Annotated in this window: 26 protein-coding genes; 11 read left to right on the top strand and 15 right to left on the bottom strand. The window is 66.5% G+C overall.

Translation table 11 applies throughout. The features are described from left to right. Window positions 1–425: 425 nt before the first annotated feature. Complete coding sequence (locus tag AC3A4M_RS21380; protein WP_498738461.1) at window positions 426–1829, bottom strand: sugar porter family MFS transporter; 1404 nt, start codon at window positions 1827–1829, stop codon at window positions 426–428. Between the two features lie 174 nt (window positions 1830–2003). Between AC3A4M_RS21380 and AC3A4M_RS21385 the strand changes: the two genes are divergently transcribed. After that, window positions 2004–2579, top strand: a complete 576-nt coding sequence (locus AC3A4M_RS21385; RefSeq protein WP_498738462.1) for a hemerythrin domain-containing protein — start codon at window positions 2004–2006, stop codon at window positions 2577–2579. Window positions 2580–2591: 12 nt separating this feature from the next. On the opposite strand, the gene AC3A4M_RS21390 is transcribed toward AC3A4M_RS21385, so the two are convergent. The 3 genes from AC3A4M_RS21390 to AC3A4M_RS21400 form a co-directional block, all read right to left on the bottom strand. After that, entirely contained in the window at window positions 2592–3359 is a 768-nt protein-coding gene (locus tag AC3A4M_RS21390) for a DUF4386 domain-containing protein (protein WP_498738463.1), read from the bottom strand. 153 nt (window positions 3360–3512) lie between these two features. Next, entirely contained in the window at window positions 3513–4667 is a 1155-nt protein-coding gene (locus AC3A4M_RS21395) for a fatty acid desaturase family protein (protein WP_498738465.1), read from the bottom strand. A gap of 11 nt (window positions 4668–4678) precedes the next feature. After that, window positions 4679–5761 carry a ferredoxin reductase gene (locus AC3A4M_RS21400; protein ID WP_498738467.1) on the bottom strand — a complete coding sequence of 361 codons (1083 nt, stop codon included), beginning with the start codon at window positions 5759–5761 and terminating at the stop codon, window positions 4679–4681. 156 nt (window positions 5762–5917) lie between these two features. Here AC3A4M_RS21400 and AC3A4M_RS21405 point away from each other — a divergent pair, with 156 nt between their 5' ends. From AC3A4M_RS21405 to AC3A4M_RS21415, 3 genes are all read left to right on the top strand, one after another. After that, the gene (locus tag AC3A4M_RS21405; RefSeq protein WP_498738469.1) at window positions 5918–7258 is read left to right on the top strand and encodes an alpha-amylase family glycosyl hydrolase; all 1341 of its coding nucleotides are present in this window, start codon (window positions 5918–5920) and stop codon (window positions 7256–7258) included. Between the two features lie 200 nt (window positions 7259–7458). Then, window positions 7459–8166: a GAF and ANTAR domain-containing protein gene (locus AC3A4M_RS21410; RefSeq protein ID WP_498738471.1), complete on the top strand. Its 708-nt coding sequence runs from the start codon at window positions 7459–7461 to the stop codon at window positions 8164–8166. Window positions 8167–8240: 74 nt separating this feature from the next. Next, window positions 8241–9314, top strand: a complete 1074-nt coding sequence (locus tag AC3A4M_RS21415; protein ID WP_498738473.1) for an alkene reductase — start codon at window positions 8241–8243, stop codon at window positions 9312–9314. 7 nt (window positions 9315–9321) lie between these two features. Here the strand turns inward: AC3A4M_RS21415 and AC3A4M_RS21420 are convergent, their stop codons facing one another. Beyond that, a complete protein-coding gene (locus AC3A4M_RS21420) occupies window positions 9322–9711 on the bottom strand; it encodes a DsrE family protein (protein WP_498738475.1) in 390 nt (129 codons plus the stop codon). Window positions 9712–9853: 142 nt separating this feature from the next. On the opposite strand from AC3A4M_RS21420, the gene AC3A4M_RS21425 reads away from it, so the two are divergent. Further along, on the top strand, window positions 9854–10054 hold the full coding sequence (locus tag AC3A4M_RS21425; RefSeq protein WP_498738476.1) for a hypothetical protein: 201 nt from the start codon (window positions 9854–9856) through the stop codon (window positions 10052–10054). Window positions 10055–10071: 17 nt separating this feature from the next. On the opposite strand, the gene AC3A4M_RS21430 is transcribed toward AC3A4M_RS21425, so the two are convergent. The 3 genes from AC3A4M_RS21430 to AC3A4M_RS21440 are packed head-to-tail and all read right to left on the bottom strand — an operon-like array spanning window position 10072 to window position 12178. After that, on the bottom strand, window positions 10072–10572 hold the full coding sequence (locus AC3A4M_RS21430; protein WP_498738478.1) for a hypothetical protein: 501 nt from the start codon (window positions 10570–10572) through the stop codon (window positions 10072–10074). Further along, the gene (locus tag AC3A4M_RS21435; RefSeq protein WP_498738479.1) at window positions 10569–11438 is read right to left on the bottom strand and encodes a cytochrome c biogenesis CcdA family protein; all 870 of its coding nucleotides are present in this window, start codon (window positions 11436–11438) and stop codon (window positions 10569–10571) included. Before AC3A4M_RS21435 ends, AC3A4M_RS21430 begins: the two co-directional genes overlap by 4 nt. Beyond that, a complete protein-coding gene (locus AC3A4M_RS21440) occupies window positions 11438–12178 on the bottom strand; it encodes a DsbA family protein (RefSeq protein ID WP_498738481.1) in 741 nt (246 codons plus the stop codon). Before AC3A4M_RS21440 ends, AC3A4M_RS21435 begins: the two co-directional genes overlap by 1 nt. Window positions 12179–12241: 63 nt before the next feature. Here AC3A4M_RS21440 and AC3A4M_RS21445 point away from each other — a divergent pair, with 63 nt between their 5' ends. Beyond that, entirely contained in the window at window positions 12242–13012 is a 771-nt protein-coding gene (locus tag AC3A4M_RS21445) for a GntR family transcriptional regulator (protein ID WP_498738482.1), read from the top strand. A 58-nt stretch (window positions 13013–13070) separates the two neighbouring features. Here AC3A4M_RS21445 and AC3A4M_RS21450 read toward each other — a convergent pair whose 3' ends face one another. Genes AC3A4M_RS21450 through AC3A4M_RS21460 form a run of 3 tightly spaced genes read right to left on the bottom strand, consistent with a single transcriptional unit; the run spans window position 13071 to window position 16029 of the window. Beyond that, entirely contained in the window at window positions 13071–13874 is an 804-nt protein-coding gene (locus AC3A4M_RS21450; protein WP_498738483.1) for an ABC transporter ATP-binding protein, read from the bottom strand. Beyond that, window positions 13871–14962: a FecCD family ABC transporter permease gene (locus AC3A4M_RS21455; protein WP_498738485.1), complete on the bottom strand. Its 1092-nt coding sequence runs from the start codon at window positions 14960–14962 to the stop codon at window positions 13871–13873. The genes AC3A4M_RS21450 and AC3A4M_RS21455 overlap by 4 nt, the downstream gene beginning before the upstream one ends. Next, the gene (locus AC3A4M_RS21460) at window positions 14959–16029 is read right to left on the bottom strand and encodes a FecCD family ABC transporter permease (RefSeq protein WP_498738564.1); all 1071 of its coding nucleotides are present in this window, start codon (window positions 16027–16029) and stop codon (window positions 14959–14961) included. The genes AC3A4M_RS21455 and AC3A4M_RS21460 overlap by 4 nt, the downstream gene beginning before the upstream one ends. A gap of 135 nt (window positions 16030–16164) precedes the next feature. On the opposite strand from AC3A4M_RS21460, the gene AC3A4M_RS21465 reads away from it, so the two are divergent. Together AC3A4M_RS21465 and AC3A4M_RS21470 are read left to right on the top strand one after the other, a co-directional pair. Next, complete coding sequence (locus AC3A4M_RS21465; protein WP_498730640.1) at window positions 16165–17172, top strand: ABC transporter substrate-binding protein; 1008 nt, start codon at window positions 16165–16167, stop codon at window positions 17170–17172. A 93-nt stretch (window positions 17173–17265) separates the two neighbouring features. After that, window positions 17266–17709 carry a hypothetical protein gene (locus tag AC3A4M_RS21470; RefSeq protein ID WP_498738488.1) on the top strand — a complete coding sequence of 148 codons (444 nt, stop codon included), beginning with the start codon at window positions 17266–17268 and terminating at the stop codon, window positions 17707–17709. Here the strand turns inward: AC3A4M_RS21470 and AC3A4M_RS21475 are convergent. Both AC3A4M_RS21475 and AC3A4M_RS21480 read right to left on the bottom strand, forming a co-directional pair. Further along, complete coding sequence (locus AC3A4M_RS21475) at window positions 17706–18260, bottom strand: GNAT family N-acetyltransferase (protein ID WP_498738489.1); 555 nt, start codon at window positions 18258–18260, stop codon at window positions 17706–17708. The genes AC3A4M_RS21470 and AC3A4M_RS21475 overlap by 4 nt on opposite strands. 56 nt (window positions 18261–18316) lie before the next feature. After that, window positions 18317–18709: a VOC family protein gene (locus AC3A4M_RS21480; RefSeq protein WP_498730645.1), complete on the bottom strand. Its 393-nt coding sequence runs from the start codon at window positions 18707–18709 to the stop codon at window positions 18317–18319. 284 nt (window positions 18710–18993) lie between these two features. Here AC3A4M_RS21480 and AC3A4M_RS21485 point away from each other — a divergent pair, with 284 nt between their 5' ends. Continuing rightward, window positions 18994–19761, top strand: coding sequence for a GNAT family N-acetyltransferase (locus AC3A4M_RS21485; RefSeq protein WP_498738490.1), 768 nt, complete (start codon window positions 18994–18996; stop codon window positions 19759–19761). A gap of 139 nt (window positions 19762–19900) precedes the next feature. After that, entirely contained in the window at window positions 19901–21145 is a 1245-nt protein-coding gene (locus AC3A4M_RS21490; RefSeq protein ID WP_498738492.1) for a MinD/ParA family ATP-binding protein, read from the top strand. Window positions 21146–21152: 7 nt separating this feature from the next. Here the strand turns inward: AC3A4M_RS21490 and AC3A4M_RS21495 are convergent, their stop codons facing one another. Next, entirely contained in the window at window positions 21153–22292 is a 1140-nt protein-coding gene (locus tag AC3A4M_RS21495) for a zinc-binding dehydrogenase (RefSeq protein WP_498738494.1), read from the bottom strand. Between the two features lie 97 nt (window positions 22293–22389). Further along, window positions 22390–23157 carry an SDR family oxidoreductase gene (locus AC3A4M_RS21500; protein WP_498738496.1) on the bottom strand — a complete coding sequence of 256 codons (768 nt, stop codon included), beginning with the start codon at window positions 23155–23157 and terminating at the stop codon, window positions 22390–22392. Window positions 23158–23251: 94 nt separating this feature from the next. On the opposite strand from AC3A4M_RS21500, the gene AC3A4M_RS21505 reads away from it, so the two are divergent. Continuing rightward, window positions 23252–24142 (top strand): DMT family transporter, encoded by an 891-nt coding sequence (locus AC3A4M_RS21505; protein ID WP_498738497.1) that lies wholly within the window; start codon window positions 23252–23254, stop codon window positions 24140–24142. Window positions 24143–24204 lie beyond the last annotated feature (62 nt).

Below are 24204 nucleotides of genomic sequence, written 5' to 3' on the forward strand. Positions count from 1 at the left end.
CTGGTTCATCCCGCCCCGCTACATCGACCCAGACCAAAAACCCCGCCGCAACCGATACCGACTCGCCGGCACACCCCCGCCCCGCGCCCCGGCCCAGACCCCGCGCGTTAAGAACGGGACCGACCCGGAACCCCCACCACAACCGGCAGAACTCTCACTGATACCAATGCCCGGGCCCCTGGCCAACAGGTAGAAACATTGCTGCCACTCATCGCGGCTGACAGCGCCACGACATCGGCTCATTCCCAATCACCGTATAGTGCTACGCCGCTCGAATCGGCCCAAATACCCGCCGTATCCGAAGGCGCCAAGAAGGCCGTACAGGCCGACAAGCCGTTGCAGGGCGGTCATGAAGACTGGAACCGGCCATTCGATCACTGGCCGCTTCAGCCGAATAAACAACCCTGGTGAAGTACCGGGCACGGCTACATGGCCTCGAGTTCCTTGCCCTTGGTTTCAGGCACGAACTTCCAGACGAACACCAGGGACAACAGCGCGAAGAACGCATACAGTCCGTAGGCCAGAGTCAGGTCTACATCTGCGAGGAACGGGAAGGTTGTAGTGATCGCGAAGTTGGCCAGCCACTGAGCGGCCGCGGCGACGGAGAGCGCCACGGCACGGATCCTGTTGGGGAACATCTCCCCCAGCAAGACCCAAACCACCGGACCCCAGGTGGCGCCGAAAGAGACCACAAACAGGTTGGCCGCGATCAGCGCCACCACGCCCCACGGCTGCGGCAGGGTGACGTCTTCGCCGGTCCCGATGGCCTGGCTGAAACACAGCGCCATCACGCCAAGCGAGAGCAACATGCCGATCGAGCCGGCCACCAGCAGCGGCTTGCGCCCCACCTTGTCCACCAGCATGATGGCCACCACGGTCACCATGATGTTGGTCACCGAGGTAATGACTGTAATGCTGAAGGAGTCGGACTCGTTGAAGCCCACGGACCTCCACAGGCTCGTGGAGTAGTAGAAGATCACATTGATGCCAACGAACTGCTGGAAGACAGACAGGAAGATGCCGACCCACACGATCGGCAGCAGCCAGCCCTTGCCGCCCATCAGGTCTTTGAGTCCCTGCCGTTCCTCACTGTGGATCGTTTCGCGGATGGCCTGGATCTTGTCCTGCACCGCCTGCTTGCCGTTAAGACCAACGACGTCGCGCAGCACCTTGGCGGCGCCAACCAGTTCGTCTTTAGCCACCAAATACCGAGGCGACTCTGGTACCTGCAGGGCCAGCAGCCCGTACAGCACGGCGGGTACGGTTTCGGCTAGGAACATCCAGCGCCAGGCCTCCAGCCCGAACCACATCGGCTCCCCCGCCCCGCCGGCCACTGCGGCCAGGAACGCATCCGTCAGCAATGCCACAAAAATACCGAGCACGATGGCCAACTGCTGCAGCGAACCGAGGCGACCGCGGCTGTGCGCGGGCGAGACCTCTGCAATATAGGCCGGGGCAAGAACCGAGGCCATGCCGACGCCGATGCCGCCGATGAAGCGCCAGATGATCAGGTCGGTCACGCCGAAGGCGAGGCCGGAACCGACGGCCGAGATCGTAAAGAGGACGGAAGCCACCAGCATCGCCCGGACCCGCCCCTGGCGATCAGCCAGCGGGCCCGAGAGCCAGGCACCGATCATTGCGCCGAGCAGTGCGCAGGAGACAGTAAAACCGAGCAGTACACTGCCCAGTCCGAACTGCTGCTGCACCGCGTCGACGGCACCGTTGATCACGGCGCTATCGAAGCCGAACAGGAAGCCGCCGAGCGCCGCAACGATGGCGACCATGACGACTTTGAGCGGAGTCTTTTCGTGGACCAGGGGCTTCTGCATGGAACTCAGCCTACTGCTCAGCATGCTGATGGTTGCCGGGTGTGCTCACTTTGGCAAGAGAACGCCGGCAATCCTCCAAACTCCGGGCAGGCCATGGATCTTGCCGTTAGGCGGTGGTACGTTGGCGGTTCCTGCCGAACGTACGGGAGCAACGACCCAAAGGAGGGACGTCTCATGACCGAGTCCAGTAGTGGTGGAACAAGCACGGATGTCGTCGATATTCTCACGACCGACCATCAGGAGATGGTCGCGCTGATCGGACGGATCGAGCGCACAGCCGATCCCAGCCAGCGCCGGGATCTGGCCGACACCGTGATCGCAGAGGTGATGCGTCACGCCGTCGCCGAAGAGATGTTCGTCTACCCGGCGGTAGAAGAACACGTGCCGAACGGCGCCAAAGAGGTCGAGCACGACAAGAAGGAGCACGACGAGATAGTCCGCCTGATGAAGCAGGTTGAAGACGTCGACGCCGCTGATCCGGAATTCATGGAACTCATCCGCGAGCTGGAGGCGAAGTTGCGTCACCACGCGAAGGACGAGGAGTCCGAGCAATTCCCCCAGCTACGCGCCCACATCCCAGCCGAGAAACTCGTCGATCTGGGCGAAAAGGTGCAGAACGCCAAGAAACTGGCACCGACCCGACCGCATCCGCATGCGCCGCACTCCGAGCTGTTCCACAAGACCGTCGGCCCCGGCGTGGGCATGGTCGACCGGCTCCGCGACAAGCTCACAGGGCGGCACACCGGCTGATTGCGGTCGTGCTTACTGTGGGATTGGAGCCGGCGGCGTCGTTCGTTTGAGCAGGAGGACGGCGCCGAGGGCGGCAACCCACAGTCCCCATGTTGAGCTCCCGATCAGCCCTGCGAGATCCCAGATAGGGAAACCGGGCACGGCGGTGGCCAGGATGTCGCCCTGGTTGAGCAGATAAAGGACACTCGTAACAAGGCCTGCGGCGCCGAGCCAGCGCGGCAGAACACGGCTGCGCAGGATCACTGAGCTGAGTGCGACGGTCCAGGCGATGACCAGCAGCTGGCCCAGGTGCTCGCCGAGCAGCGCCCCGCCGAACTGGTGCTGGGCAGTCCAGGCTGCGTCCACCGCGGTCCTGGCGGCGGCGTCGCCCCCGACGTAGGCTTCGGCCAGCTGCGGAACGACGAAGACCCAGCGCAGAAATCCGATCAGTGACAGCACCACGGATGTGGCGCCAAAATAGGTTGCCGCTTGCATCACCGGGTCCTCGCGCCGGCCCAGGGCGGAAGGCAGCAGCAGAATCGGAACGGCAAGAATGCCGTACGTCCAGGCGGTCGCAAACCAGGTCCAGACCAACCCTTGGCCACCGGCGGAGAACGCAGGCAGAACTACGGCGGCCGGCTCGCGCAGGATATCCGGCCATTCGAACGTCGCCGATAGGACTGTGGCCGCCCCGGCGAATGTCAGGGCGCTGATGATGAACAACCCTCCGGTCACCCGGCGGATGGCTCCGCCGGCCTGCCTGCCCAACTCCGTGTCTGGCCCCCTACCGGTGGATTCCATGACGCTCCGCACTTCCCCAGCGCAACCCATTGCTGCAGGTTTATACGCTGCGGCTTTTCTAGCGCTGCACAAACACTGATCTTGCTGGGAAGGAAAGTCAAGAAGTGGAGAGGAATGTCAGGAAAACGCGGAGCCGATGTCAGGAAGCTTATGTCAGGAAGCCGGCGCAGCCTTGTCCGGGAGCGCGTACTTGAAGACCTTCGCCCAAGAGGACCCGACCTGCTTGAACAGGGGGCCGGAGTTGTAGGGCAATCCGTAGCGGCGGCAGATGTCGCGTACTTTCGGGGCCACTTCAATGTAGCGGTTGGAGGGCAGATCGGGGAACAGGTGATGTTCGATCTGGTGGGACAGGTTTCCGGTCATCAAATGCATGAACCTGGAACCGGAGATGTTCGCCGAACCGATCATCTGGCGCACGTACCAGTCGCCGCGGGTTTCGCCGTCGACCATTTCCTCGGTAAAGGTATCCGCACCGTCCGGAAAGTGGCCGCAAAAGATGACCGCATGCGCCCAGACGTTGCGGACGGCGTTGGCGGCCAGGGTTCCCCAGAGCGCCTGCTTGCCGGAGCCGGTAACCATGGCCACGATCGGCGTTGCGGCGTAGTCCTTGGTGAACTGGCGCAGGGCCTTGCGGCCCATGGCCTTGAGGTCCCTGACGAGAGCGGCCTTGGACTTCGTGCCTTCGCGGTAATCCACCAGTTCCAGGTCGTAGATGGCGATCCCCCATTCGAACACGGGCGCCAGGATCGCGTTCCACAGGGGGTTGCCCAGGTTGAAGGGCCGCCATGGCTGGTCCGGGGACATGCGCAGCAGGTTGTAACCGACGTCCTTGTCCTTGCCGATGACGTTGGTCCAGCGGTGGTGCAGGTCGTTGTGGGTGTGCTGCCAGGATCGGGCCGGGGTGACGAAGTCCCATTCCCAGGTAGTGGAGTGGATGTCCGGATCGCGCATCCAGTCCCACTGGCCGTGGAGCACGTTGTGGCCGATCTCCATGTTCTCCAGGATCTTCGCGAAGCTCAGGAGGGTGGTGCCGGTGACCCACGCGGTCTTGTTGCGCCCGGCAAGGAGTGCGGCGCGGCCGGCGATCTCGAGTCCGCGCTGGACCTTGATCACCCGCCGGATGTAGGCGGCATCCGAGGCACCGCGCTCGGCGATGACTTCGTCGCGGATGGCGTCCAGCTCGCGTCCGAGTTCGGCAACTTGCTCATCGGAGAGATGGGCGGCCGCCGGCGGGCGGACCAGTGGATGCCCTGATGCGGCGAGCGCACCGGTTCTGCGGACTGTGGCCGTAGTGGAGACGCTTTCCATAATTTTCCTCCTTAGAGATCCAGGTTGACGGGTCCGGCGGCTGCCGTAATGCATGTCTGGATGAGTTGGCCTGGTTCGCCGAGGACTTCCCCGGTGCGCAGGTCGCGGACTTGCCCGGCGCGTAGTGGTGCGAGGCAGCTTTGGCAGATCCCCATCCGGCAGCCACTGGGCATCAGGATACCGGCCTCTTCGCCGACGTCGAGCAGCGGGGTATTTCCGTCCGCCTCGATTTCGCGGTCGGACGCCTCGAAAGTGACCAGACCGCCGTCGTGCCCTTCGCCGCCGGCAAGGCCGGTACTGAAGCGTTCAATGGTCAGGGCGCCGGTAACCGCAGGAACGCCGGTTTTGGAGACAGCCGCTTCGCGCGCCCAGAGCGCTTCGGCCTCATCGAGGAAGCCTTCGGGGCCGCAGGCGTAGGCGGCGCGTTCCCGCCAGTCCGGGCAGAGCCGGTCCAGCTCCGCGGGCGAGCTGAAATCGAACCGGCCGTGTTCCCCGGTGAACCAGTGGAGGACGTGCAGGCGCGGGAACTGGTCGGCCAGCTCATGCAGTTCCTCCCCGAAGATGCTGTCCTCCGGGGTCCGGACGGAGTGGATGAGCACCACGTCTGCGTCCGGACGGGCCGGCACCAACGTGCGGATCATGGACATGACCGGAGTGATGCCGCTGCCGGCGGTGAGCATCAGCAGCGGCCGGGGCTGTTCCGGCAGGACAAAGTCACCCTGCGGCGCGGCCAGGAACAGCACATCGCCGGGTTTGACCTTGCGCACCAAGGCACCGGAGACCGCCCCGATGTCGGTCACGGTGATGGCCGGGTCCTCGCCGGCGGCAGTGCTCAGCGAATAGGACCGCCAGTGGCGCACGCCGTCCAGTTCGACGCCGATACGCGCCCATTGGCCAGCCTGGTGGGCTTGCCAGCCGGGGCCGGGGCGGAAATAAATGGTGGCTGACCCGGCTGTCTCCGGTACGACCCGGGTCACTACGCCGCGCAGCTGGCGGGCCGAGAATACCGGGTTGAACAGGGACAGAATATCTTCGGGCGCCAATGGGGTTGTCAGAACGGACGCGGCTTGCGCCAGCTGCCGGAGCCGGATCATGCCGTCGGCCTTATGACGGATTGAGCCATAATTCTCCTCGCGGGACCTACGATCGTACTCCTGAAACTACCGTGTGGGAAGAACTTTTGGGAGTCTTTGTGTCCAATTGCTGACACAATACCGGCAGTAGCATCCTTCAGCGGAAAGAGGCATTCAATGGCCGGGCCGGCTTGGGTCGAAAACGTCATATGGTGGCAGGTCTACCCGTTGGGATTCGTCGGGGCGGAACGGGACGCTCCCGCGACCGGCAGCCGGGTTCAGCACCGGCTGCCGCGGCTGACCGCGTGGCTGGACTATGTGGTGGAGCTGGGCGCTTCCGGAATTGCGCTCGGACCGGTTTTTGCCGCCGAAACCCATGGTTACGACACCACCGACTACTTCCGCATCGATCCGCGCCTCGGCGACGAAGCCGACTTCGAGGACTTCATTGCCGCGGCCCATTCACGCGGGCTGCGGGTCCTGTTGGACGGTGTCTTCAACCATGTGGGCCGCAGCTTTGGCCGGTTCCAGCAGGTTCTCCGGGAGGGGCCGGCAGCGCCGTCGTCGTCTTGGTTCAAGCTCTCCTGGCCTGAGGGGCGATGGAGTCCGGGCACCGAACCGGACTACGAGGACTTCGAGGGGCACCACCACCTGGTCGCCCTGAACCACGCGGAACCGCAGGTGCGCGATTTCGTCGTCGAGGTGATGAAGTACTGGCTGGCCCGCGGCGCGGATGGCTGGCGGCTGGATGCGGCGTACGCGGTTCCGCCGTCGTTCTGGGCACCGGTGCTGGACGCGGTCCGCGTCGACTATCCGGACGCGTACATCGTCGGCGAGTTCATCCACGGGGACTACGCCGCCGCGGTGGCGGAAGGAGGGCTCGACTCGGTGACCCAGTACGAGCTGTGGAAGGCCGTCTGGAGTTCGCTCAACGACGTCAACCTTTACGAACTGTCCGCCGCGTTGGACCGGCACAATGGCTTCCTCGAGTCCTTCGCGCCCCTGACCTTCGTGGGCAACCATGACGTCACCCGGCTTGCGAGTCGGCTGGACAACACGGCGCTGCTGCCCCACGCCGTCGTTATTTTCCTGACGCTGGGAGGCACGCCTTCCATCTACGCCGGCGACGAGCAGGCGTTCCGCGGCGTGAAGGAGGACCGCGCCGGCGGGGACGACGCCGTCCGCCCGGCTTTCCCTGACAGCCCGGCGGAGCTCAGCAGCCTGGGCGCGGACATTTACCGGCTGCACCAGGAGCTGATCGGCGTCCGGCGTCGTCATCCCTGGCTGCACCGGGCGCGCACCCGGGTTCTGGCCCTGGCCAACGCACACCTTGTGTATGAAGCGGCGGCCGACGGGCATTCCCTGACGGTGGCGCTAAACCTCGCCGGCAGTCACGTGAGCATCGATGCGCCTGGTAGCCGCGCGGTTCTGGCCAACGGCGGCGACGTTCAGGTGCGCGGCGGTGGGCTGGAGCTAGGCTCCTTCGCCTGGGCTGTGCTCGCGAGCGGCGACGACTAAGCGCATGTGTCCGGCATTACTCCCGCCACGGGGCAGCATGCCGCCGGAAGCGTTGCCGTTGGCCTATACTTTTTCGGTACGGTTCAGCAGCGGGCCGCTTTGGATTGCTCTTCGACGGGCTGGATGGGCCCGCGCAGTGCATGAGTGAAACGGCGCCAACGTTCTTGAGCACTGAGCCCACCGCTAAGGCGGATACCCACTTGAGCCAGCACCTTCAGGAGCTGGTTCTCAACAGCACCGACGTCGGGGAATTCCTCGACGGGCTGGCGCGCCTGTCCTCCTCCAGCCTCTCCACCCCGGGCGACGAGGTCCTCACTGGCATCACCCTGCTCCGGCACAAGAGGTCCGCCACCGTGGCCAGCAGCAGCGAAGACGCGCAGGCCATGGACGAGATCCAGTACGCGTTTGGCGACGGCCCCTGCATGACCGCCTCGCGTGACCAGGTCAACGTCCTCGTCCCCGATCTCCAGACGGAAGAGCGGTGGCCGCAATATACGACGGCGGTGCTCCAGCATGGCGTGCGATCCATCCTTGCCGTTCCGTTCCATCTTCAGGAAGACACCAAGGCCGCCCTCAACCTCTACTCCCACCGGCCCGGACGGTTCGACGAGAAGTCCGTTGAGCTGGTCGAGCAGTTCGTGCGGCAGACGTCATTGGGCCTCATGCTGGCGGTCCGCCTCGCCCACCTTGCCGAAACCGCAGACAATCTGAAGGCTGCGCTGGTCTCCCGGACGGACATCGATGTTGCCGTGGGCATCATCATGGCGCAGAACCGGTGCAGCCAGGAGTCCGCCGTCGAAATCCTGAAGACGGCGTCCAGCACCCGGAACATCAAGCTGCGCGAGGTCGCGGCGGGAATCGTAACCTCGTTGGACCAGGGGCCGGCGAAGACCTTCTACGAGGATTAGGCGGCCGGGGCGGAATAACTTTTCGGCCCGCTCGGTTGCCTCCTGCGGAAGTATTACTGAGAAGAAGGACTTTTGTGAGCCTGTTTACCCCGCTGTCCGTCGGCGCCCTTGACCTCTCCAACCGCCTCATCATGGCGCCGCTGACCCGCATGCGCTCCGGCGTGGACGGCGTTCCGGGCCCGCTGGTTGTCGAGCACTACCGGCAGCGCGCGTCCTTGGGCCTGATCGTCACCGAGGGCGCCTACCCCAGCTACGCGGGACAGGGCTTCCAGCGCCAGCCGGGCCTGGTCACGCCGGAACAGATCGACGGTTGGCGGGCTGTGGCGGACGCTGTCCACCACGACGGCGGACGGATCGTCGCCCAGGTCATGCACGCCGGCCGTGTCACGCACGAGGCCACCACCGGCGGCCACGAAGTTGTTGCGCCCAGCGCCATTGCCATCGACGGCGAAACCCGCACCTATGACGGCAAAAAGCCGTTCCCGGTTCCCCGCGCACTGGACACCGATGAGTTGCCGGGCATCATCGACGAGTTCGTGCTGGCTTCGCGGAATGCCGTGGAAGCGGATCTGGACGGAGTGGAACTGCACTCGGCCAACGGCTACCTGCTGCATGAGTTCCTCGCCCCGAGCTCGAACCAGCGCACCGATCAGTACGGCGGATCGCCGGAGAACCGCGCACGGTTTGTCATCGAGGTTGCCGCCGCCGTTGCCGCCGAGATCGGTGCGGACCGGGTGGGCATCCGCATCTCCCCCGAACACAATGTCCAGGGCGCCCTGGAGCTGGATGCTGAAGAGACCCGGGCAACCTATGCCGCGCTGATGGACGGGCTGGCCCCGCTGGGCCTGGCCTACCTGAGCATCCTGCACAAGGAGCCGGCCGGCTCACTGGTCCAGGAACTGCGCGCACGCTTCGGCGGTCCGGTGCTGCTCAACAACGGCTTCGGCGTCATTACCACCCGCGAAGAAGCACTGGCCATCCTCGACGACGGCCTGGCCGACGGCGTTGTGGTGGGCCGCCCCGCCATCGCGAATCCGGATCTTGTCCGCCGCTGGCAGGAAAACCTCCCGCTGAACGATCCGGACTCGAGGACTTTCTACACCGACGGCGCCCCCGGCTACACCGACTACCCGTACCTGGCGAACTAGGCTGCTCCTAGAGCCGGACGTAGGCCCAGCCTGCCCATTGCCTGCCAGCCAGGTGGGCGATGGCGGCCGGAACTGCGGCGACGCCGGGCAGCAGCTGGTCGGACGGCACGGCCGCTGAACGCAGGCTGTTTCCGCACGCCAGAACGCGGATTTGCCGGTCCAGCGCGGCGGTGATTTCGGCTGCGAACCCGGATCCGTCAGATAGCAGGGCCACCCCGGGGCCTTGGATGACTACTTCGATGGCGGTCCCCGCCGGCAGCGCGTCTGCCGCGTTGGTTGCGCTGCGCAGCACCCCCGGCAGCCAGTCCTGGGCGCCCTGCCCTGCCCCGTGAACCAGCAGGCCCACCGCCTTGGATGCGGCGCGGGCATCTTGCATGGGGCTGTCCGCTGTGGGCATGGTTCCTCCTCGGTCCGTGCTGAGCCGGCGCGATGCGCGGGCGGGAAAAGCCTTCCCTGTGCATGGTAGCGTGGCCATCGAAATGTATAGACATTCACGACGGCGAACCGCTGCAAGCCTTGTCCTTGTTGCCTTGCTCGGTGTGACAGCCTGCTCCCCCGACACCACTTTGCCCACCGCGCAGCGGGTAGAGATCGGCCACCCGCGCTCCGGCGCCATTCCGGACACCGGCGACTTTGTCCTCCCGGTGTCCATGCTGGCCGATGGCACCGCCCTGTTCCGGACGAAGGAGCGGACTGTCTATGCCATCGCCGTCCCTGAAAAGCAGGGCGGTCCGGGATAGGTTCCGACGCCGGAGGTTCAGCGGCCGGTGAGTGCCGCCGTCGTTGTTTTCTGCGGCACCGCGCAGCGGTTTTCGGACGTTGCGCGCCGGTAGAACGCCCAGCTCAGGAGTCCGATCGACACCACTGCCAGCAGCGGCTGGACCGGCTCGAAATACTGCATGGCGCCGGAGGTGCCCAGGGCCAGGAGCACCAATTTGTTGCAGACCGGGCAGCCGACGGCGAAGAACGAGACGATGGCGCCCGTGAGGCCGAACCGCTGCCCGCGCTCCGGTGGCACCCCTGTCAGTGGTGCCACGTAGGTCGCGGCCACCAAACCGGCCAGCGCGGCCGTGAGGGCCAGGACCGGGAAGGCCCACCAGGTCGGCGGAACCTCCCGGACGAAAAACGGCGTGTCGATCAGATCGGTCGGGACGGCCACCACTACATACGTGGCGGCGGCGGCGGCGAGCGCGGCCAGCCAGCGCCGGCGCGGCCACAGCACAAGCGCGGCCTTCAGTGCCGCGAGGCCGCTCCTCATCGCTCTTCCTCGTCGTCCCGGGCCGCGGGGCTGACCGAGGCGAAGTCGCCACTTGCACGCTGGGTCCGCTGGCTCCTGAGATAAAGCACGACGGCGACAGCCAGTACCGCCGCCGCGATCAGGGCGAAGACCGCATTGGAGACGCCTGCCGCCGCGCCGTTGACCGTGGTTTCCAGCCGGAACTGGTCTCCGACGCTGAGCACGCCTCCGAGCCCGGCCGTTCCGTCCGTCAACAGCAACAGGACTCCGATGCCGATGGAGAGGATCCCGGAAATGACCATGATCCAGGAGTTGGACCAGCGGCCGATTGCCAGCGGGCGCGGACGCAGCCAGCGTCGCCCGCTGATTCCCAGCCTGTCCCAGACCAGCGCCAGCGCGAACAGCGGCAGCGCCATGCCGAGCGCATAAATCGCCAGCAGGATGCCTCCGTACATGGCATTGCTGCCGACGGCTGCCACGGTCAGGATGGAGCCGAGGATCGGACCGGTGCAGACCCCGGCGACGCCGTAGACCGTCCCGAGGACAAAGACAGACAGACCGGAAGAGCCTGCTTGCGCATTGTTCCGGATGGCGGCGGGCAGCCGGAGGCCGAGGATCTGCGCCGCCCCGAGCAGGATGACCAGCGTGGCCGCCACCGCCACCAGGACGTGGCGGTGCTGGGTGACCAGGGATCCGAGCGCACCGGCGAAGACCCCCAGCGGCACCAGGGTAGAGAGGAGTCCCGCGTAGAACAGCGCCGTCCGGGCGACCAGCCGCGTCTTGGTGGAAAAGGCATAGGCGAAAAACGCCGGAAGCAGCAAGGCCGAACACGGGCTGAGCAGCGTGAGGACTCCGCCGAGGAAGGCGCCGGCGTATCCGATTTCCATTACTTGTTTCCCGCTTCGTTCAGCTCGGCGTCGATCGCCTTTTCAAACGCCTCCAGCGGCTGGGCACCGACAAAGGGAGTGTCGTTGACCAGGAATGTCGGTGTTCCGGTGGCACCGAGGGAGGCCGCTTCCTGCGCGTCTTTGACCACCGCTTCACGCAGTTGCTTCGAGTCCAGGTCCGCCTCGAATTTCTTCATGTCCGGCACCCCTGCCTGCTCGGCGAACCCGATCAGGCGCTCCCGGTTCAGGTCCGCGTGCCCGCGTTCAGGTGCGGCGGCATAGACGGCCGTGTTGAACTCCCAGAATTTGCCCTGCTGCCCCGCGGCACGCCCCGCCAGTGCTGCTTCCATGGACTCGTCCCCGAAGACCGGCAGGTCGCGCCACTCGATGCGCAGGTCTCCGCTGTCGACGTACTTCTCCACCAGGGCGGGCAGCGTGTCGCGGGCGAAGAGGCCGCAGAAGGGGCAGCGGTAGTCCGAGTATTCGACCATGACCACCGGGGCGTCCACGGCGCCCAGGGCTGTGGGGTCGTCGGCTATCCGCCGGGACATGTCCAGTTCGCCTGCGCTGTCCTGCTGGGCTTTCTGTCCGGCGCTGGCCGCCTGCTGCGATTTACCCCCTTGGTAGGCAAAGATGCCGACGAACAGCAGGAGCACGGCCACGCCAAGGACCGTGGCCGTCACGGTAAAGTTGCGGTTGCGGGGGGTGCTGGCTGGGTCAGTTGGCTTATGCGACGGCATTCAGGCTCCTCGTTGCGGCCGAAATGACCGCAAATGTTTATACATTTCTCCAATGGAGGCTACGTGACCGGGCAGGACCAGGCAAAACCTTCGGCTGCCGAGCCTGGCAGCACCCCGCCCGGAACTCCGCTCTGGGAAGCCATCAGCCGGGATCTGCACCGCCGGCTGCAGAAGGGCGAATTCAGCACTGGTTTTCCCGGCGAGCTGGCCCTGGCCAACGAATACGGTGCCAGCCGCGGCAGCATCCGCGCTGCCTTGCGCCCTCTGCGCGAGGCCGGGCTGGTTACCGCGCAACGCGGCCGCAAGCCGGTTGCCCTGCCGCAGGTGGTTGCCGGAAAAAGCACAGCCTATGGTCCCGTGTACAGCCTCTTCGCCACCCTGCAGGAAGCAGGAATGGAGCACTACAGTGACGTCCTGGCCCAGGAGGTGGAGCAAAACGAAGCGGTAGCCCAGCGGCTGATGCTTCCGGCGGAGGAACCGCTGTTCCACCTCTCGCGACGGCGTTATGCCGACGGCGTTCCGCTGGCGCTGGATGACGTCTGGCTGCCCGCCGAACAGGTCGGACCGCTGCTGGAGCGGGACTTTTCCAACACCGCCCTGTACCAGGAGCTCGAGGAAGCGTGCGGGATCTCGCTGGACGGCGGCGAAGAACGGCTCACCGCCGTCATCGCCACGGAGGAACAGGCTCGGTCGCTGCAATGCGCGGCGGATACGGCTCTGCTCCTGATCGACCGCGTGGGTTATGCGGGAGGCCGCCCGATCGAGTACCGCCGCAGCTACATTGTCGGCGGGGACTTCGCAGTCTCCACTTCCTTCGGCGCGCTGACGCCATAGGGAATCCGTACGGGCGGCTGGCGCTCCGGATCCGACGGGGCGTTGCGGTTGAGTGTGGTTAGACGCCGGCGCCCAAGGGGATGACGTGCGGCCGTCCGGCGGTCGGTTCCTGCACCACCTGGGCGGCCAGCCCGAAGATCTCGAGCAGCAGTTCGGGCGTGACGACTTCAGCCGGGGTTCCCTGCGCGACGATCCGGCCGTCCTTCATGGCAACCATGTGGTCGCTGTAGCGCGCGGCGAGCGAAATGTCGTGCAGCACCATCACCACGGTGCGGCCGCGGTCCCGGTTGAGCCGACGGACCAGCTCCAGGACCTCCACCTGGTGCGCCAGGTCAAGGTAGGTGGTGGGTTCGTCCAGCAGCAGGATATCGGTCTCCTGGGCCAGCGTCATCGAGATCCAGGCGCGCTGCCGCTGGCCGCCGGACAGATCCTCCAGCGGCTTGTCCGCCAATTCCAGACTGTCCGTGGCCGCCAGCGCGTCGAGCACCACGGCCTCGTCCGACACGGAGAACTGCTGGTACCACTTCTGCCGCGGGTGCCGCCCGCGCGAAACCAGGTCCGCCACGGTCAGTCCGGACGGCGCGGTCGGCGTCTGCGGCAGCACGCTCAACTGGGTGGCAACATGGCGGGTGGACAGCTTCGCCAAGGGTTCGCCGTCGAGCGTCACCGCTCCGGACCGGGGCGCCAGCAGCCGGCCGAGCCCGCGCAGCAGGGTGGACTTGCCGCAGCCGTTGGGCCCGATCACGGCGGTGATGGCGGCATCGGGCACGGTCAGCGACAGTTCCCGGACAATGTCGGGGCCGTCGTAGCCGAGGGTCAGGGCGTCGGCGCGCAGCCGCCCGCCGGTACTGTACGCGCTCATGTGAGCCTCCGTTGGTAGCGCAGAATCAGGTAGATCAAATAGGGTGCGCCGACGACGGCGGTGGCAACACCCACCGGCAGCGCCACGCTCAGGGCGTTGGCGGAGACGGTATCGGCCAGCAGCACAAACACGGCGCCCACCAATGCGGAAACTGCCACCGGCGGCACCACGGCACCGGTCAAGATGCGCGCAATCTGCGGGCTGGCGAGTGCCACGAACACCAGCGGCCCGGCGACCACGGTGCCCACCGAGGCCAGCAGCACGGCGATAGTCAGGGCCGTCAGCCGCACCGTGCCAACCCGGGTTCCAAGTCCGACGGCGGTGTCCTCGCCCAGGCTGGTCAGCAGCAGCCACCGCCCGCAGAAGACGGCGGCCAGCACCAGTACCACGGCGATGGCCCCCATCGGCTGCACCAGCGCCCAGTCCTTGCCGTTGAGCGAACCCGTCATCCAGGTCAGCGCCTGGGCGGCGCTGCTGACGTCGCCCAGGGTGAGCAGCCAGGTAGTCAGGCTGACGGCAAAACCGTTGATGCCCAGCCCCACCAGGACCAGCCGGTAGCTGTCGATCCCGGCCCGGTAGGCCAGCAAGTAGACCGCGACCCCGCTGAGCACGCCCGCGCCGAAGGCAGCCAGCGGCATGCCCAGCGTTGCGGCCAGTCCGCTCAGGCCGGCATTCCCGCCGCCGGCGACCACCAGTACGGTGACGGCGCCGAGCGAGGCCCCGGCGGTCACGCCCAGCACATCCGGACTTGCCAGCGGATTCCTGGCCACGGTCTGCGTGATGGCTCCGGCGGCGGCGAGGCAGGCACCGGCGACGACGCCGGCGACCATCCGCGGTGCGCGGAACTCGGTCACGGCCAGATGGACCTTCGAGTCGGACGTGTCGCCGAGCAGCGCGCGCAGCACGTCCAGCAGTGCGAGCGGGGCGCCGCCGTTGGCCACGTGGACGGCCATGGCCATCACCAGCACCAGGATCAGCACTCCGCCCACGGAGAGCCCGCGCGGGCTGACCCGGATCGAGACCGGTCCGGCCCGCAGCACGCGCAGTGAACGGACCGGGTTGCCGCCGTTGCGGGTCACGGTGCTCATACGGTCACCAACTTGCGGCGGCGGGCCAGGAACACGAAGAAGGGGGCGCCGATAACGGCCAGCACCACGCCCACGGACAGTTCACCCGGACGCGCGATGACCCGTCCGGCGGTATCCGCCAGGAGCAGCAGCGCGGCGCCGGTCACCGCGGAAGCCGGCAGCAGCCAGCGGTAGTCGGCCCCCACCATCGCCCGGGCGATATGCGGAACCAGCAGCCCGGCGAACGCGATCGGGCCGGCCATGGTCACGGCGGATCCGGCCAGCAGCGTGATCGCGGCGATGCCGGCGCAGCGCGCCCACAGCACCGAGATGCCCAGGGACCGGGCGGCGTCTTCGCCCAGCGCCAGCGCGTTCAGCGCCGGAATGTTCATCGCCGCCAGCATCAGGCCCGCCAGCAGGAAGGGCCAGATGGCCGGCAGGATGTCGTTGCGCCCGGCGATGGAGCCCACCTGCCAGAAGCGCAGGGTGTCCAGGGCCGCCTCGTTCAGCAGCACGATCCCGGTCACCAGCCCCGTACACAGCGCGGTGACCGCGGCGCCGGCCAGCACCAGCGTGATCGGCGTGGACCCGTGCCGGGCGGCGGTACCGATCAGGAACACGAACACGCTCGCCAGCAGCGCGCCGCAGAACGCCAGCACGGCCTGGGTCAGCGGGAGCATTGTCCCAGCGATAGCGGTCGCGGCCACGATGGCCAGCGCCGCCCCCTGGTTGATGCCCAACAGACCCGGATCCGCCACGGCATTACGGGTATGCCCCTGCGAGAGCGTTCCGGCCACGCCGAGGCAAATGCCGGCGGCAATACCGGTCAATGTCCGGGGCCAGCGCAGCTGCAGGATGGTGACGTCCATGTTGGTTCCCGTGGGCGTCACCACCGCATGCCACGCCTGCGCAAGCGACGAGGGCTGGCTGCCGATGCAAACACTGGCCACCACGGCGGCGCAAAGTACGACGACGGCCGCGGCCAACCAGCGCAGCCGCACCTTTCCGCTGCGCACGGGCAGCCGCAGCGCGGTTTCGCGCAGCCCGGCAGCCGGAATGGAGTCTGTGCCCGTGGCCGGTGCATCCACAGTTTTCAAGAGCGCCTTCTATTACGGGAGGTTTGGAGCGTCGGTCTTTTCGACTGCTACAGTCTACGACGGGGACAAGCTTAGCCTTACCTAAGTGACGCGGCTAAGGCCGTTCGGACCGTGAAAGAGACTCGCATGAAAACACCCGTTCTGACCAAATTGCTGGCACTGGTCGCCGGCGCCTCGCTCCTGGGCACCGCTGCCTGCGGCGCACCGGCCGCCACCGAAGACAGCGCCGCTTCCGCTCCCGCGGGCGGCTCCGGCTACCCGCTGACCATGGAACATGCCATGGGTTCAACCACCATCGAATCCGAGCCGAAGCGCGTCGTCGCGCTGGACCCGAGCTACATCGATGCCGCCCTGCTGCTTGAGGCCGATCTGGTCGGCTACGTCCAGTACCGGCAGGATCCGGGCGATCCGTTTGCCGACTACCTTGGCGACGTCGACGAAGCCACCGCTGACGCGGTCAACGTCGGCACCCTCGCCGAGCCGAACCTGGAGAAGATCCTCGAGCTGGAGCCGGACGTCATCGTCTCCGCGCAGGTCCGCCACGAGGCGCTCTACGACCAGCTCTCCAAGATCGCGCCGACCATCTTCTCGGTCAGCACCGGCCCCACCTGGAAGGAAAACGTGGTCTTCCTCGGCGAGGCGCTGGGCAAGAAGGACAAGGCCGAAGAGCTCGTGGCCGGCTATGAGGAGCGTGCCAAGAAGGTCGGCGAGGAAATTCTCGCCAAGAACCCCGAAGCCACCTACTCCCTGCTGCGCTTCGCCGGCGAGGACACCGCGCGCCTGTACTCCACCGATTCGTTCATCGGCGAGATCATGGCCGACATGAACATCCCCCGCCCGGAAGGTGCGCCGGATACCACCGAGTCCATCTTCGTCCCGCTCTCCGAGGAGCAGATCCTCAAGGCCGACGCCGGCCTGGTCATGGTCAGCGCCTGGACACCGTCGGGCGCCGAGGGCGATGCCTCCCGCGAACAGCAGAAGACCTTCGAGTCCAACCCGCTGTGGGAGCGCCTGAAGGGCGACGTTGTCCACGTCGACGACGAAACCTTCGTCGCCTCCGTCAGCATCCAGGGCGCGCACGCCGTGATCACCGACCTGGCCGAGCACTACGGCGTGGACCCGCAGCTGCCGTAGTCCCTCCAGCGAAACCAAAAAACCAAGTGCGACGTCGGTGCCAAGTTGGGCGCCGGCGTCGCGCTTTGCGGATCCAACGGTAATAATTTCCCCATGACGAGCCTTCCGCATGACGGTCCTGACCATTCCCACCGCCGCCCCGAGGGCACGAGTGACGCAACGGTTGAAGCGCTGGGCAAGCTGTCCGAGGCGCTGGAAGTCGTCGAACACGCCCGCGGCTATCTCTACGGCTTCCACCGCCTGACCGGCAAGGCCGACCTCGCCCTGGGTGAGGCCGCGGAGCTCCTGCGCAAGGCCGGACACGGCGAGCTGGCCGACCGGGTCGAGCAGGACGTCGTGGGGCGGAATGTGATTGCTGGACGGTGGACGTTCCAAATCGTCGAAGACTACGACGACAACTACTACGCCGCGTTCAAGTCAGTGGAGCAGGCCGCCCGGGATGAACTCGCCGAGGGTAAGCGGCACCTGTTCGAGGCCGAAATGAAAGAGGACCGGCGCTCCCATGGGCGAGCCCACCACGAGGCACGCCCGCGCTAGGGCCGGATGGCGGCGTAGAGCAGCATGTCCCGACGCTCGCCGCCGATGCTCTGGTGGCTGCGCAGCAGTCCTTCGCGCTGGTAGCCGGCGGCTTCGGCCGTGCGGATGGAACCGGTGTTCCACGGTTCGATGTACAGCTCCACCCGGTGCAGGACGGGCAGGGTCCAGGCGAAGGCGGTGAGTGCTGACAATGCCGCGGCGGCCACGCCGTGGCCGCGAGCCGGCGGCGCAACCAGGTATCCCGCCGTCGCTCTTCCTGTTTCTATCGCCTTCAGCCACATGCCGATCTGGCCGAGCGCCCGGTCGGTCGCGGCGTCGGCGATGGCGAAGGAGTAGCCCATCCCCTCGGTGAATCGTCCGTTCTGGTGCAGGATCCACTCCATTGCTTCTTCCGCGGTGGGCCTGGCCGGAAGGGTGCTGATCAGTCGAATGTACGGATCCTGCGTGAGCTCGGCGGCGAGGTGCGCGTCGGAGTCGCGGAACGGGCGGAGCACCACGCCGGCGTGCGATGGCGGCGACGCAGGCCATGCGAGCGGCAGGTGGAGCTTCATGAGTGCGATTCTGCCATTCATGGCAGTTCCCGCAAGAGCAACGGCCGGATTGCCCCCTATCCGCCGGAGGGTGCGGCAGTTTGCCACAGGCCCATCAGATTCCCCTCGCTGTCCCGGAAATAGGCCGCGAACCCCATGTCGCCGACGGCCATTTTGGCCTCCACCGTGGACCCGCCCAGGCTGCCCACCTTCTCCAGTGCAGCATCGATGTCCTCGACGTCGAGTGTAATAATAGGTGTCTTCAGCTCACCTTCGCGCCGGAACATACCGCCGTTGATCGCGCCCGGTTCGCTCGGCATGCCCTGGTCATCCGTCGGCGTAGTCATGACCATGTTGTAATTCAGCTCCGGCATGGGCTGGATGTTCCAGCCGAAGGCCGCGTTGTAAAAGCTCCTTGCCCGTTCCTCGTCTTCCGCGGGAATCTCGAAATGCACTACACGTCCAGTCATTGCGCTCACCTGCATTCTGGTAAATGAACCCGATTACTGAAAGGCGCGGGCGGTCCACGCCCCAAGCGTTAAGTCTAGGAGTGGACGCGCCGCTTGGGGAGGGGTGTGCGGAGCCAGGGTACGGCCGCCTTGCCCAGCCTGTCAGTTTGCGGAAAGGTTGGTCGTTTACACTGTGCACAGACATTAGATGAGACGTCATCAAAGAAAGAGGAGTGGGCCGTCTGCAGTCGACAATTGATACAACCGCGTTCGGTGCTGGCCACCTCCCCGTCCCAGGAGTTGATTTGCCTGCCCCAGACGTTCCGAGCGTAACCGTGCGCCCGGCCACGCCGACCGACCTCACCACCATGGCGGCTTGGCAGTGCCGTTACGTGCCCGACGGGCTGTTCCCGCAGATGGGCGAACGCTTTGTCCGCCGCTGGCATGCGAGTTTCCTCGACTCGCCCTTTGGCATTGCGCTGGTTGCCGAACACGTTGATGCCCGGGGCACGCAGGCCGTCGGCTTCCTCGTGGGCTCTACCGATCAGTTCCGCCATATTGACGACGTCGTTCGCCGCCACCGCCTCCGTCTTGCCTTGGCAGGGTTGCTGGCTTTGGCCCAACGGCCCCGGCTCGGCGCCCACTTCATCCGTACCCGCGGACGGGCCTACCTCAAGCGCATCCTCACCCCGAAGTGGCGCCGCACCCCCGCCGCCGGACCGGCCGCCGGCACCGAGTCCAGTGTTGCGCGCCCTCAGTCCAGTGCTGCGTCCCGTGCAGCCACCGGGGCTGTGGCCAACGCTGCGGCCGGCGGGCAGATCGCCGTCGTTACTGCCATTGCCGTTGACTCCGCTGCACGGGGCACCGGCGCCGGCCAGGAACTCCTCAACCGATTCCTGGAAGATGCGCGCACTGCAGGCGCCACGCGGGCGGAGCTGGTCACGCTGCTTGGCGAGGGCAATGCAGCGCCCTTCTATGAACGCCTCAACTGGAGCGCGGTGGACGAGCATCCCACCCGGGACGGCATGCGCGCCCGCACGTACCGCTATGAACTCGGCGACAACGGGCAGTAAGCGCCGCAGACCCGCCGGGCCCTTCATGGGCAGAACTATCCACAAATGCTGCATTGGTGCCGTTTTCATTTGTTCATCTGAAGCTGGCCGGAGATGATCAGTAGTAAATCATTTCACCTCCCCGGATGATAGGACGGCTATGACCAGGCAAATTCCGGACTTTCCGGCAGCTGCTGCTGCCAATCGGATCAACGACGCCGGAGAACGTTCCGATCCGGACACAACCGGCGTCGACGAGTTCCAGCCGCCCAGCCGACGGTTGCGCAGGCAACAGAACGACGGCGAACCGGTGTCCTCCCGGGAGGCGGGCTACCTGCAGACCTCGCCCCCGGCAGCCGGGGTGAAACAAGCAGATGGTGCGGCCGCCGAGCCTCGGGCCGCGGGCAGCACGCAGGAGCCCCAGCCGCAGGAGGGCGTGCAGGCCCGGCGCCGGCGGGATCTTCGCGAGACGTCTTTCCTGGTCACCGGTTCGGCCAAGGAGCCGGCCACCAAGGGCTGGCGCGGCGTGCTGGCGAAAATGGGCATGCGGGTGGAACCGTCCAAGGAGGAGCTCGCCGAGCGGGCGGACATACAGCTCGTCAGCCAGCATTGGCCGGGGCCGCGCACCGTCGCCGTCGTCAATCGCAAGGGCGGGGCCAACAAGACACCGACAGTGGTCATGCTCAGCGCCATTCTGGCCCGCTACGGCGGCGGACCGGTGCTCGCGTGGGACAACAACGAATCGCAGGGCACGCTGGGCTGGCGCACCGAGCAGGGCCCGCATGCCTCGAGCGTGCTGGATCTGGTGGACTCGTCCAGCAAGCTCCTCTCCCCCGAATCCAATGCGGCCGATCTTGCCCACTACGTCCACCACCAGGCTGCGGACAAGTTCGATGTGCTGCGTTCGGACGAGAATGAGGAAGGCGACCACGAGGTGACCGCGGAGGAAGTGGACATCGCGCACCGGGTCGCCTGCAAGTACTACCGGCTGATCGTCATGGACTCGGGGAACACTTCCCGCTCCGCCAACTGGCGCCGGATGATCGACCACACCAACCAGCTGGTGGTGCCGGTGACCGCGATGGAAGACCGGGCCGAGGCCGCGCGGCTCACCCTGCAGACCCTCGCGGCGCGCGGCGACCATGAAGCGGAACTGGCGCGCAACGCCGTCGTTATTGTGTCCGAGTCGACCGACGCCGGCCGCGGCATGACCGGCGAGACCCGCAAGCGCGCGAAGATCGAGGCGGACCGGATCGAGACCGGTTTCCGCGAATTCGTGCGCGAGGTAGTCCGCATTCCGTACGACCCGGCGCTGGTCAACGGGCCCATCCGGTTCAACGCCCTGCAGCCGGAGACCCAGCGTGCCTGGCTCCGCGCGGCCGCCGCAGTAGCGAGGGGTTTCTAGGCAGCGGTCACGCCTGGAAGAGGCGGCGGACCACCTGCCCCGATGCCAGCGCGTCCAGTCCCTCGTTGATCTCGCGCAGCGGTTTGGTGTCCGTATACAGCAGCTCCACGGGCAGCTTTCCCGCCCGCCAGTGCTCCAGGTACAGCGGAATGTCGCGCTCCGGCACCGCATCGCCCATGTAGGACCCGAGCAGGCGTTTGCCCGCTCCGGCGAACTGCAGGGCCGGGACCGTCAGCTCGGCCGAGGGGTGCGGCAGTCCGACGGAGACCACGGCGCCGCCGCGGGTGACATGCTCCAGGCACGAGGCGATGACCTTGGCGGATCCCACCGCTTCCACCACGACGTCGACGCCGTCGCCGGTCGCCTCGGCGATCAGCGCCCCGGCGTCATCCGGCGTTCCCACGGCGGTGGCCCCGCAGTCCAAGGCCAGCTGGTGCTTGCCCGGATTCGGATCAATGGCAATGATGTCGCTCGCCCCGGCCAGGCTGGCCGCCATGACGGCCGAGAGGCCCACGGCGCCGAGGCCGAACACGGCAACAGACTGCCCGGCCTGGACCGCTGCAGTATTGAGCACCGCGCCCATGCCCGTCAGCACTGCGCAGCCGAACATGGCCGCCACGGTGTCCGGCACATCATCGTTGATGACGACGACGGATTCGCGGGCAACCACGGCGTAATCGGCGAAGGCGGACACGCCCAGATGGTGGTTGATCCGCTTCCCCTCGGCGGTTTTCAGCAAGGCTTCGCCGTGCAGCAGGTCGCCGGAGCCGTTCGTCTCGGCGGCGCGGTGGCAGAGGGCGGGCCGGGCGGCGGCACAGGCGCGGCAGCTTCCGCAGCTGGGGACAAAAACCAGCACCACGTGGTCTCCCTCTTTGACGTCGTTGACGCCCTCCCCCACAGTAATTACCCGCCCGACGGCCTCATGCCCCAGCGCCATCGGCAGCGGGCGGACGCGGGAGCCATCGACGACGGAAAGATCCGAGTGGCAGAGGCTGGAATACGTAATGGACACGCCCAGCTCGCCGGCGCGCGGTTCGGGCCGCTCCAGTTCTTCGATGACCAGGGGTTTGGACTCGGCATAGCGGGTTGGCCCGGCTTGTCCGGGCTCTCCTGTTGGCATGGCTGAGTGCAGGATGGCGGCGATCATCATTCTCCTTCGGGTAGATCAGGACTGGCAGACTCCGGACGGTGGGTGCTACGTTCGCGGCGGGCGCCGCGGGTTAGATCCGCGGCAGGCGTCGCGGTCATCGTCCGCCGCTGGTCTCTTCGGCAGCGAACTGGGCGAAGGTCCGCTTTCCTACTGGATTGCCGGGGACGAGGTGGTTGCCCGCCTTGTACGCGGCGAACATCTTGCCGGGGAATCGCGTCGGAACCACCCGCCGTCGTACGCCAAGGGATTCGAGGGTCAGGCGGGCGATTTCTTCGGCGGAGAGTATTTGCGGCCCGCCGACGTCGGGTGCCCTGCCCGCGGGACCGGCGGCTGCCAGTTCCGTCAGGTGCGTTGCGACATCGCGGACGTCGATGGGCTGGAAGCGGAGGTCCGGGGCGATGACCAGCGGCAGCCGGCGTTGGGCGGCGAACAGAGCGAAGACGAGCTTGTGGAACTGGGTGGCGCGCAGGATGGTCCACGGCAGCGCGGAGGTTTCGATCCGCTGCTCGGCTTCGAATTTGGCCCGGTAGTAGAGCATCGGGATGCTGTCCACGCCGACGATCGAGACGTAGATCAGGTGCGGGTTGCCGGCGTTGCGGGCCGCCGCGATGAGGTTTTCGGTGCCGGTGATATCGCCGCGGCCGTTGGAAGTTGCACAGTGGATGATCGTGTCGACGCCGTCGACCGCCGCGTCGATGCCGTCCCCGGTTTGCAGGTCGCCGCGTGCCCAGGTGCCCGGGCCGCGTCCGGCCGGCTGCTCGTGGCGGCTGAGGATGCGGACCGTGTGGCCTCGCTCGAGCAAGGCGGGTTCGACGGCACGGCCGAGGGCTCCTGTTCCGCCGGTCAGCAGTACTGATGCCACTGGTCAGGCTCCTTCCTGGTGAACGATTTGGCGCGGACGGCGGCAACGGGCGATGCTGAGGTTGCCCCTTGCTGCTGATCATAGAGGACCCGTGATGCGCGCCTACCTGATGTGCATTCTCGTGGTGGTTATTTACTCGGGCAACATTCTCGTGGGCAAGGCGCTGGCCGACCTGCCGCCCTTCACCATCGCGTTCCTGCGGGTGGCTATTGCGTTCGTGGTCCTGCTGCCGTTCGGGTACCGCGGCGCACGGCAGGCCGCGCCGCTGTTCCGGCAGCATTTCAAGCCGCTGCTGTTCATGACGGTCACCGGGGTGGCCGCCTTCACCACCTTCCTGTATGCCGCGCTGCAGTTCACCTCGGCCACCAACGTTTCGGTGCTGGAGGCGGCCATCCCGGCGGTGACGGTGGCGCTCAGTGCCTGGCTGCTGCGGGAGAAACTGCGGTGGATCCAGCTTTTCGGGGTGGCGCTTTCGCTCTTCGGATCGGTCTGGGTAGTACTGGAAGGGCAGGTCTTCCGGCTCGGCGATCTGGGCTGGAATGCCGGCGACGCGCTAATGGTCGGAGCCGTGGCCAGTTGGGCGTTGTACTCGATCGGGGTGCGCAAGTACCTGCACCTGTTCCCGTCCTACGGCTCGGTACTGGTCATGACCGGGCTGTCCGTGCTGATGCTGCTCCCGTTCATGGTGGGCGAGTGGCTGATCCTGGGGGTGCCGGATCTGGACAGCAGCGGCCATTGGTGGGGGCTGATCTATCTGGGCGTCTTCCCCTCCGTGGTGGCGCTGATTCTCTATAACCGCGCCGTGGCAATCCTGGGTGCTTCGCAGGCCTCCGTGTACCTGAACTTCCTGCCGGTAGGCACGATGCTGGGCGCCTACTTCCTGCTCGGCGAGACGATCACGGCGATGCAGATCCTCGGCGCGGGCCTGGTGATTGCGGGCGTCCTGTTCACCACCCGGGCGAAGCGGGCTGCTGCCGGGAGCTGATTTCGACGGCGGGGACAAAGTCCTTTACAAACCGTCTACTGCTTTCCCTTAATCCCTTGACG

This window comes from Arthrobacter sp. Soil_C_60 (genome assembly GCF_057656375.1).

Excerpts from the sequence above, each read along its gene's own strand:
- AC3A4M_RS21380 (WP_498738461.1), bottom strand. The coding sequence starts at position 1,829 with ATGCAGAAGCCCCTGGTCCACGAAAAGACTCCGCTCAAAGTCGTCATG.
- AC3A4M_RS21385 (WP_498738462.1), top strand. The coding sequence starts at position 2,004 with ATGACCGAGTCCAGTAGTGGTGGAACAAGCACGGATGTCGTCGATATT.
- AC3A4M_RS21390 (WP_498738463.1), bottom strand. The coding sequence starts at position 3,359 with ATGGAATCCACCGGTAGGGGGCCAGACACGGAGTTGGGCAGGCAGGCC.
- AC3A4M_RS21395 (WP_498738465.1), bottom strand. The coding sequence starts at position 4,667 with ATGGAAAGCGTCTCCACTACGGCCACAGTCCGCAGAACCGGTGCGCTC.
- AC3A4M_RS21400 (WP_498738467.1), bottom strand. The coding sequence starts at position 5,761 with ATGATCCGGCTCCGGCAGCTGGCGCAAGCCGCGTCCGTTCTGACAACC.
- AC3A4M_RS21405 (WP_498738469.1), top strand. The coding sequence starts at position 5,918 with ATGGCCGGGCCGGCTTGGGTCGAAAACGTCATATGGTGGCAGGTCTAC.
- AC3A4M_RS21420 (WP_498738475.1), bottom strand. The coding sequence starts at position 9,711 with ATGCCCACAGCGGACAGCCCCATGCAAGATGCCCGCGCCGCATCCAAG.
- AC3A4M_RS21430 (WP_498738478.1), bottom strand. The coding sequence starts at position 10,572 with ATGAGGAGCGGCCTCGCGGCACTGAAGGCCGCGCTTGTGCTGTGGCCG.
- AC3A4M_RS21435 (WP_498738479.1), bottom strand. The coding sequence starts at position 11,438 with ATGGAAATCGGATACGCCGGCGCCTTCCTCGGCGGAGTCCTCACGCTG.
- AC3A4M_RS21440 (WP_498738481.1), bottom strand. The coding sequence starts at position 12,178 with ATGCCGTCGCATAAGCCAACTGACCCAGCCAGCACCCCCCGCAACCGC.
- AC3A4M_RS21450 (WP_498738483.1), bottom strand. The coding sequence starts at position 13,874 with ATGAGCGCGTACAGTACCGGCGGGCGGCTGCGCGCCGACGCCCTGACC.
- AC3A4M_RS21455 (WP_498738485.1), bottom strand. The coding sequence starts at position 14,962 with ATGAGCACCGTGACCCGCAACGGCGGCAACCCGGTCCGTTCACTGCGC.
- AC3A4M_RS21465 (WP_498730640.1), top strand. The coding sequence starts at position 16,165 with ATGAAAACACCCGTTCTGACCAAATTGCTGGCACTGGTCGCCGGCGCC.
- AC3A4M_RS21470 (WP_498738488.1), top strand. The coding sequence starts at position 17,266 with ATGACGAGCCTTCCGCATGACGGTCCTGACCATTCCCACCGCCGCCCC.
- AC3A4M_RS21475 (WP_498738489.1), bottom strand. The coding sequence starts at position 18,260 with ATGAAGCTCCACCTGCCGCTCGCATGGCCTGCGTCGCCGCCATCGCAC.
- AC3A4M_RS21480 (WP_498730645.1), bottom strand. The coding sequence starts at position 18,709 with ATGACTGGACGTGTAGTGCATTTCGAGATTCCCGCGGAAGACGAGGAA.
- AC3A4M_RS21490 (WP_498738492.1), top strand. The coding sequence starts at position 19,901 with ATGACCAGGCAAATTCCGGACTTTCCGGCAGCTGCTGCTGCCAATCGG.
- AC3A4M_RS21495 (WP_498738494.1), bottom strand. The coding sequence starts at position 22,292 with ATGATCGCCGCCATCCTGCACTCAGCCATGCCAACAGGAGAGCCCGGA.
- AC3A4M_RS21505 (WP_498738497.1), top strand. The coding sequence starts at position 23,252 with ATGCGCGCCTACCTGATGTGCATTCTCGTGGTGGTTATTTACTCGGGC.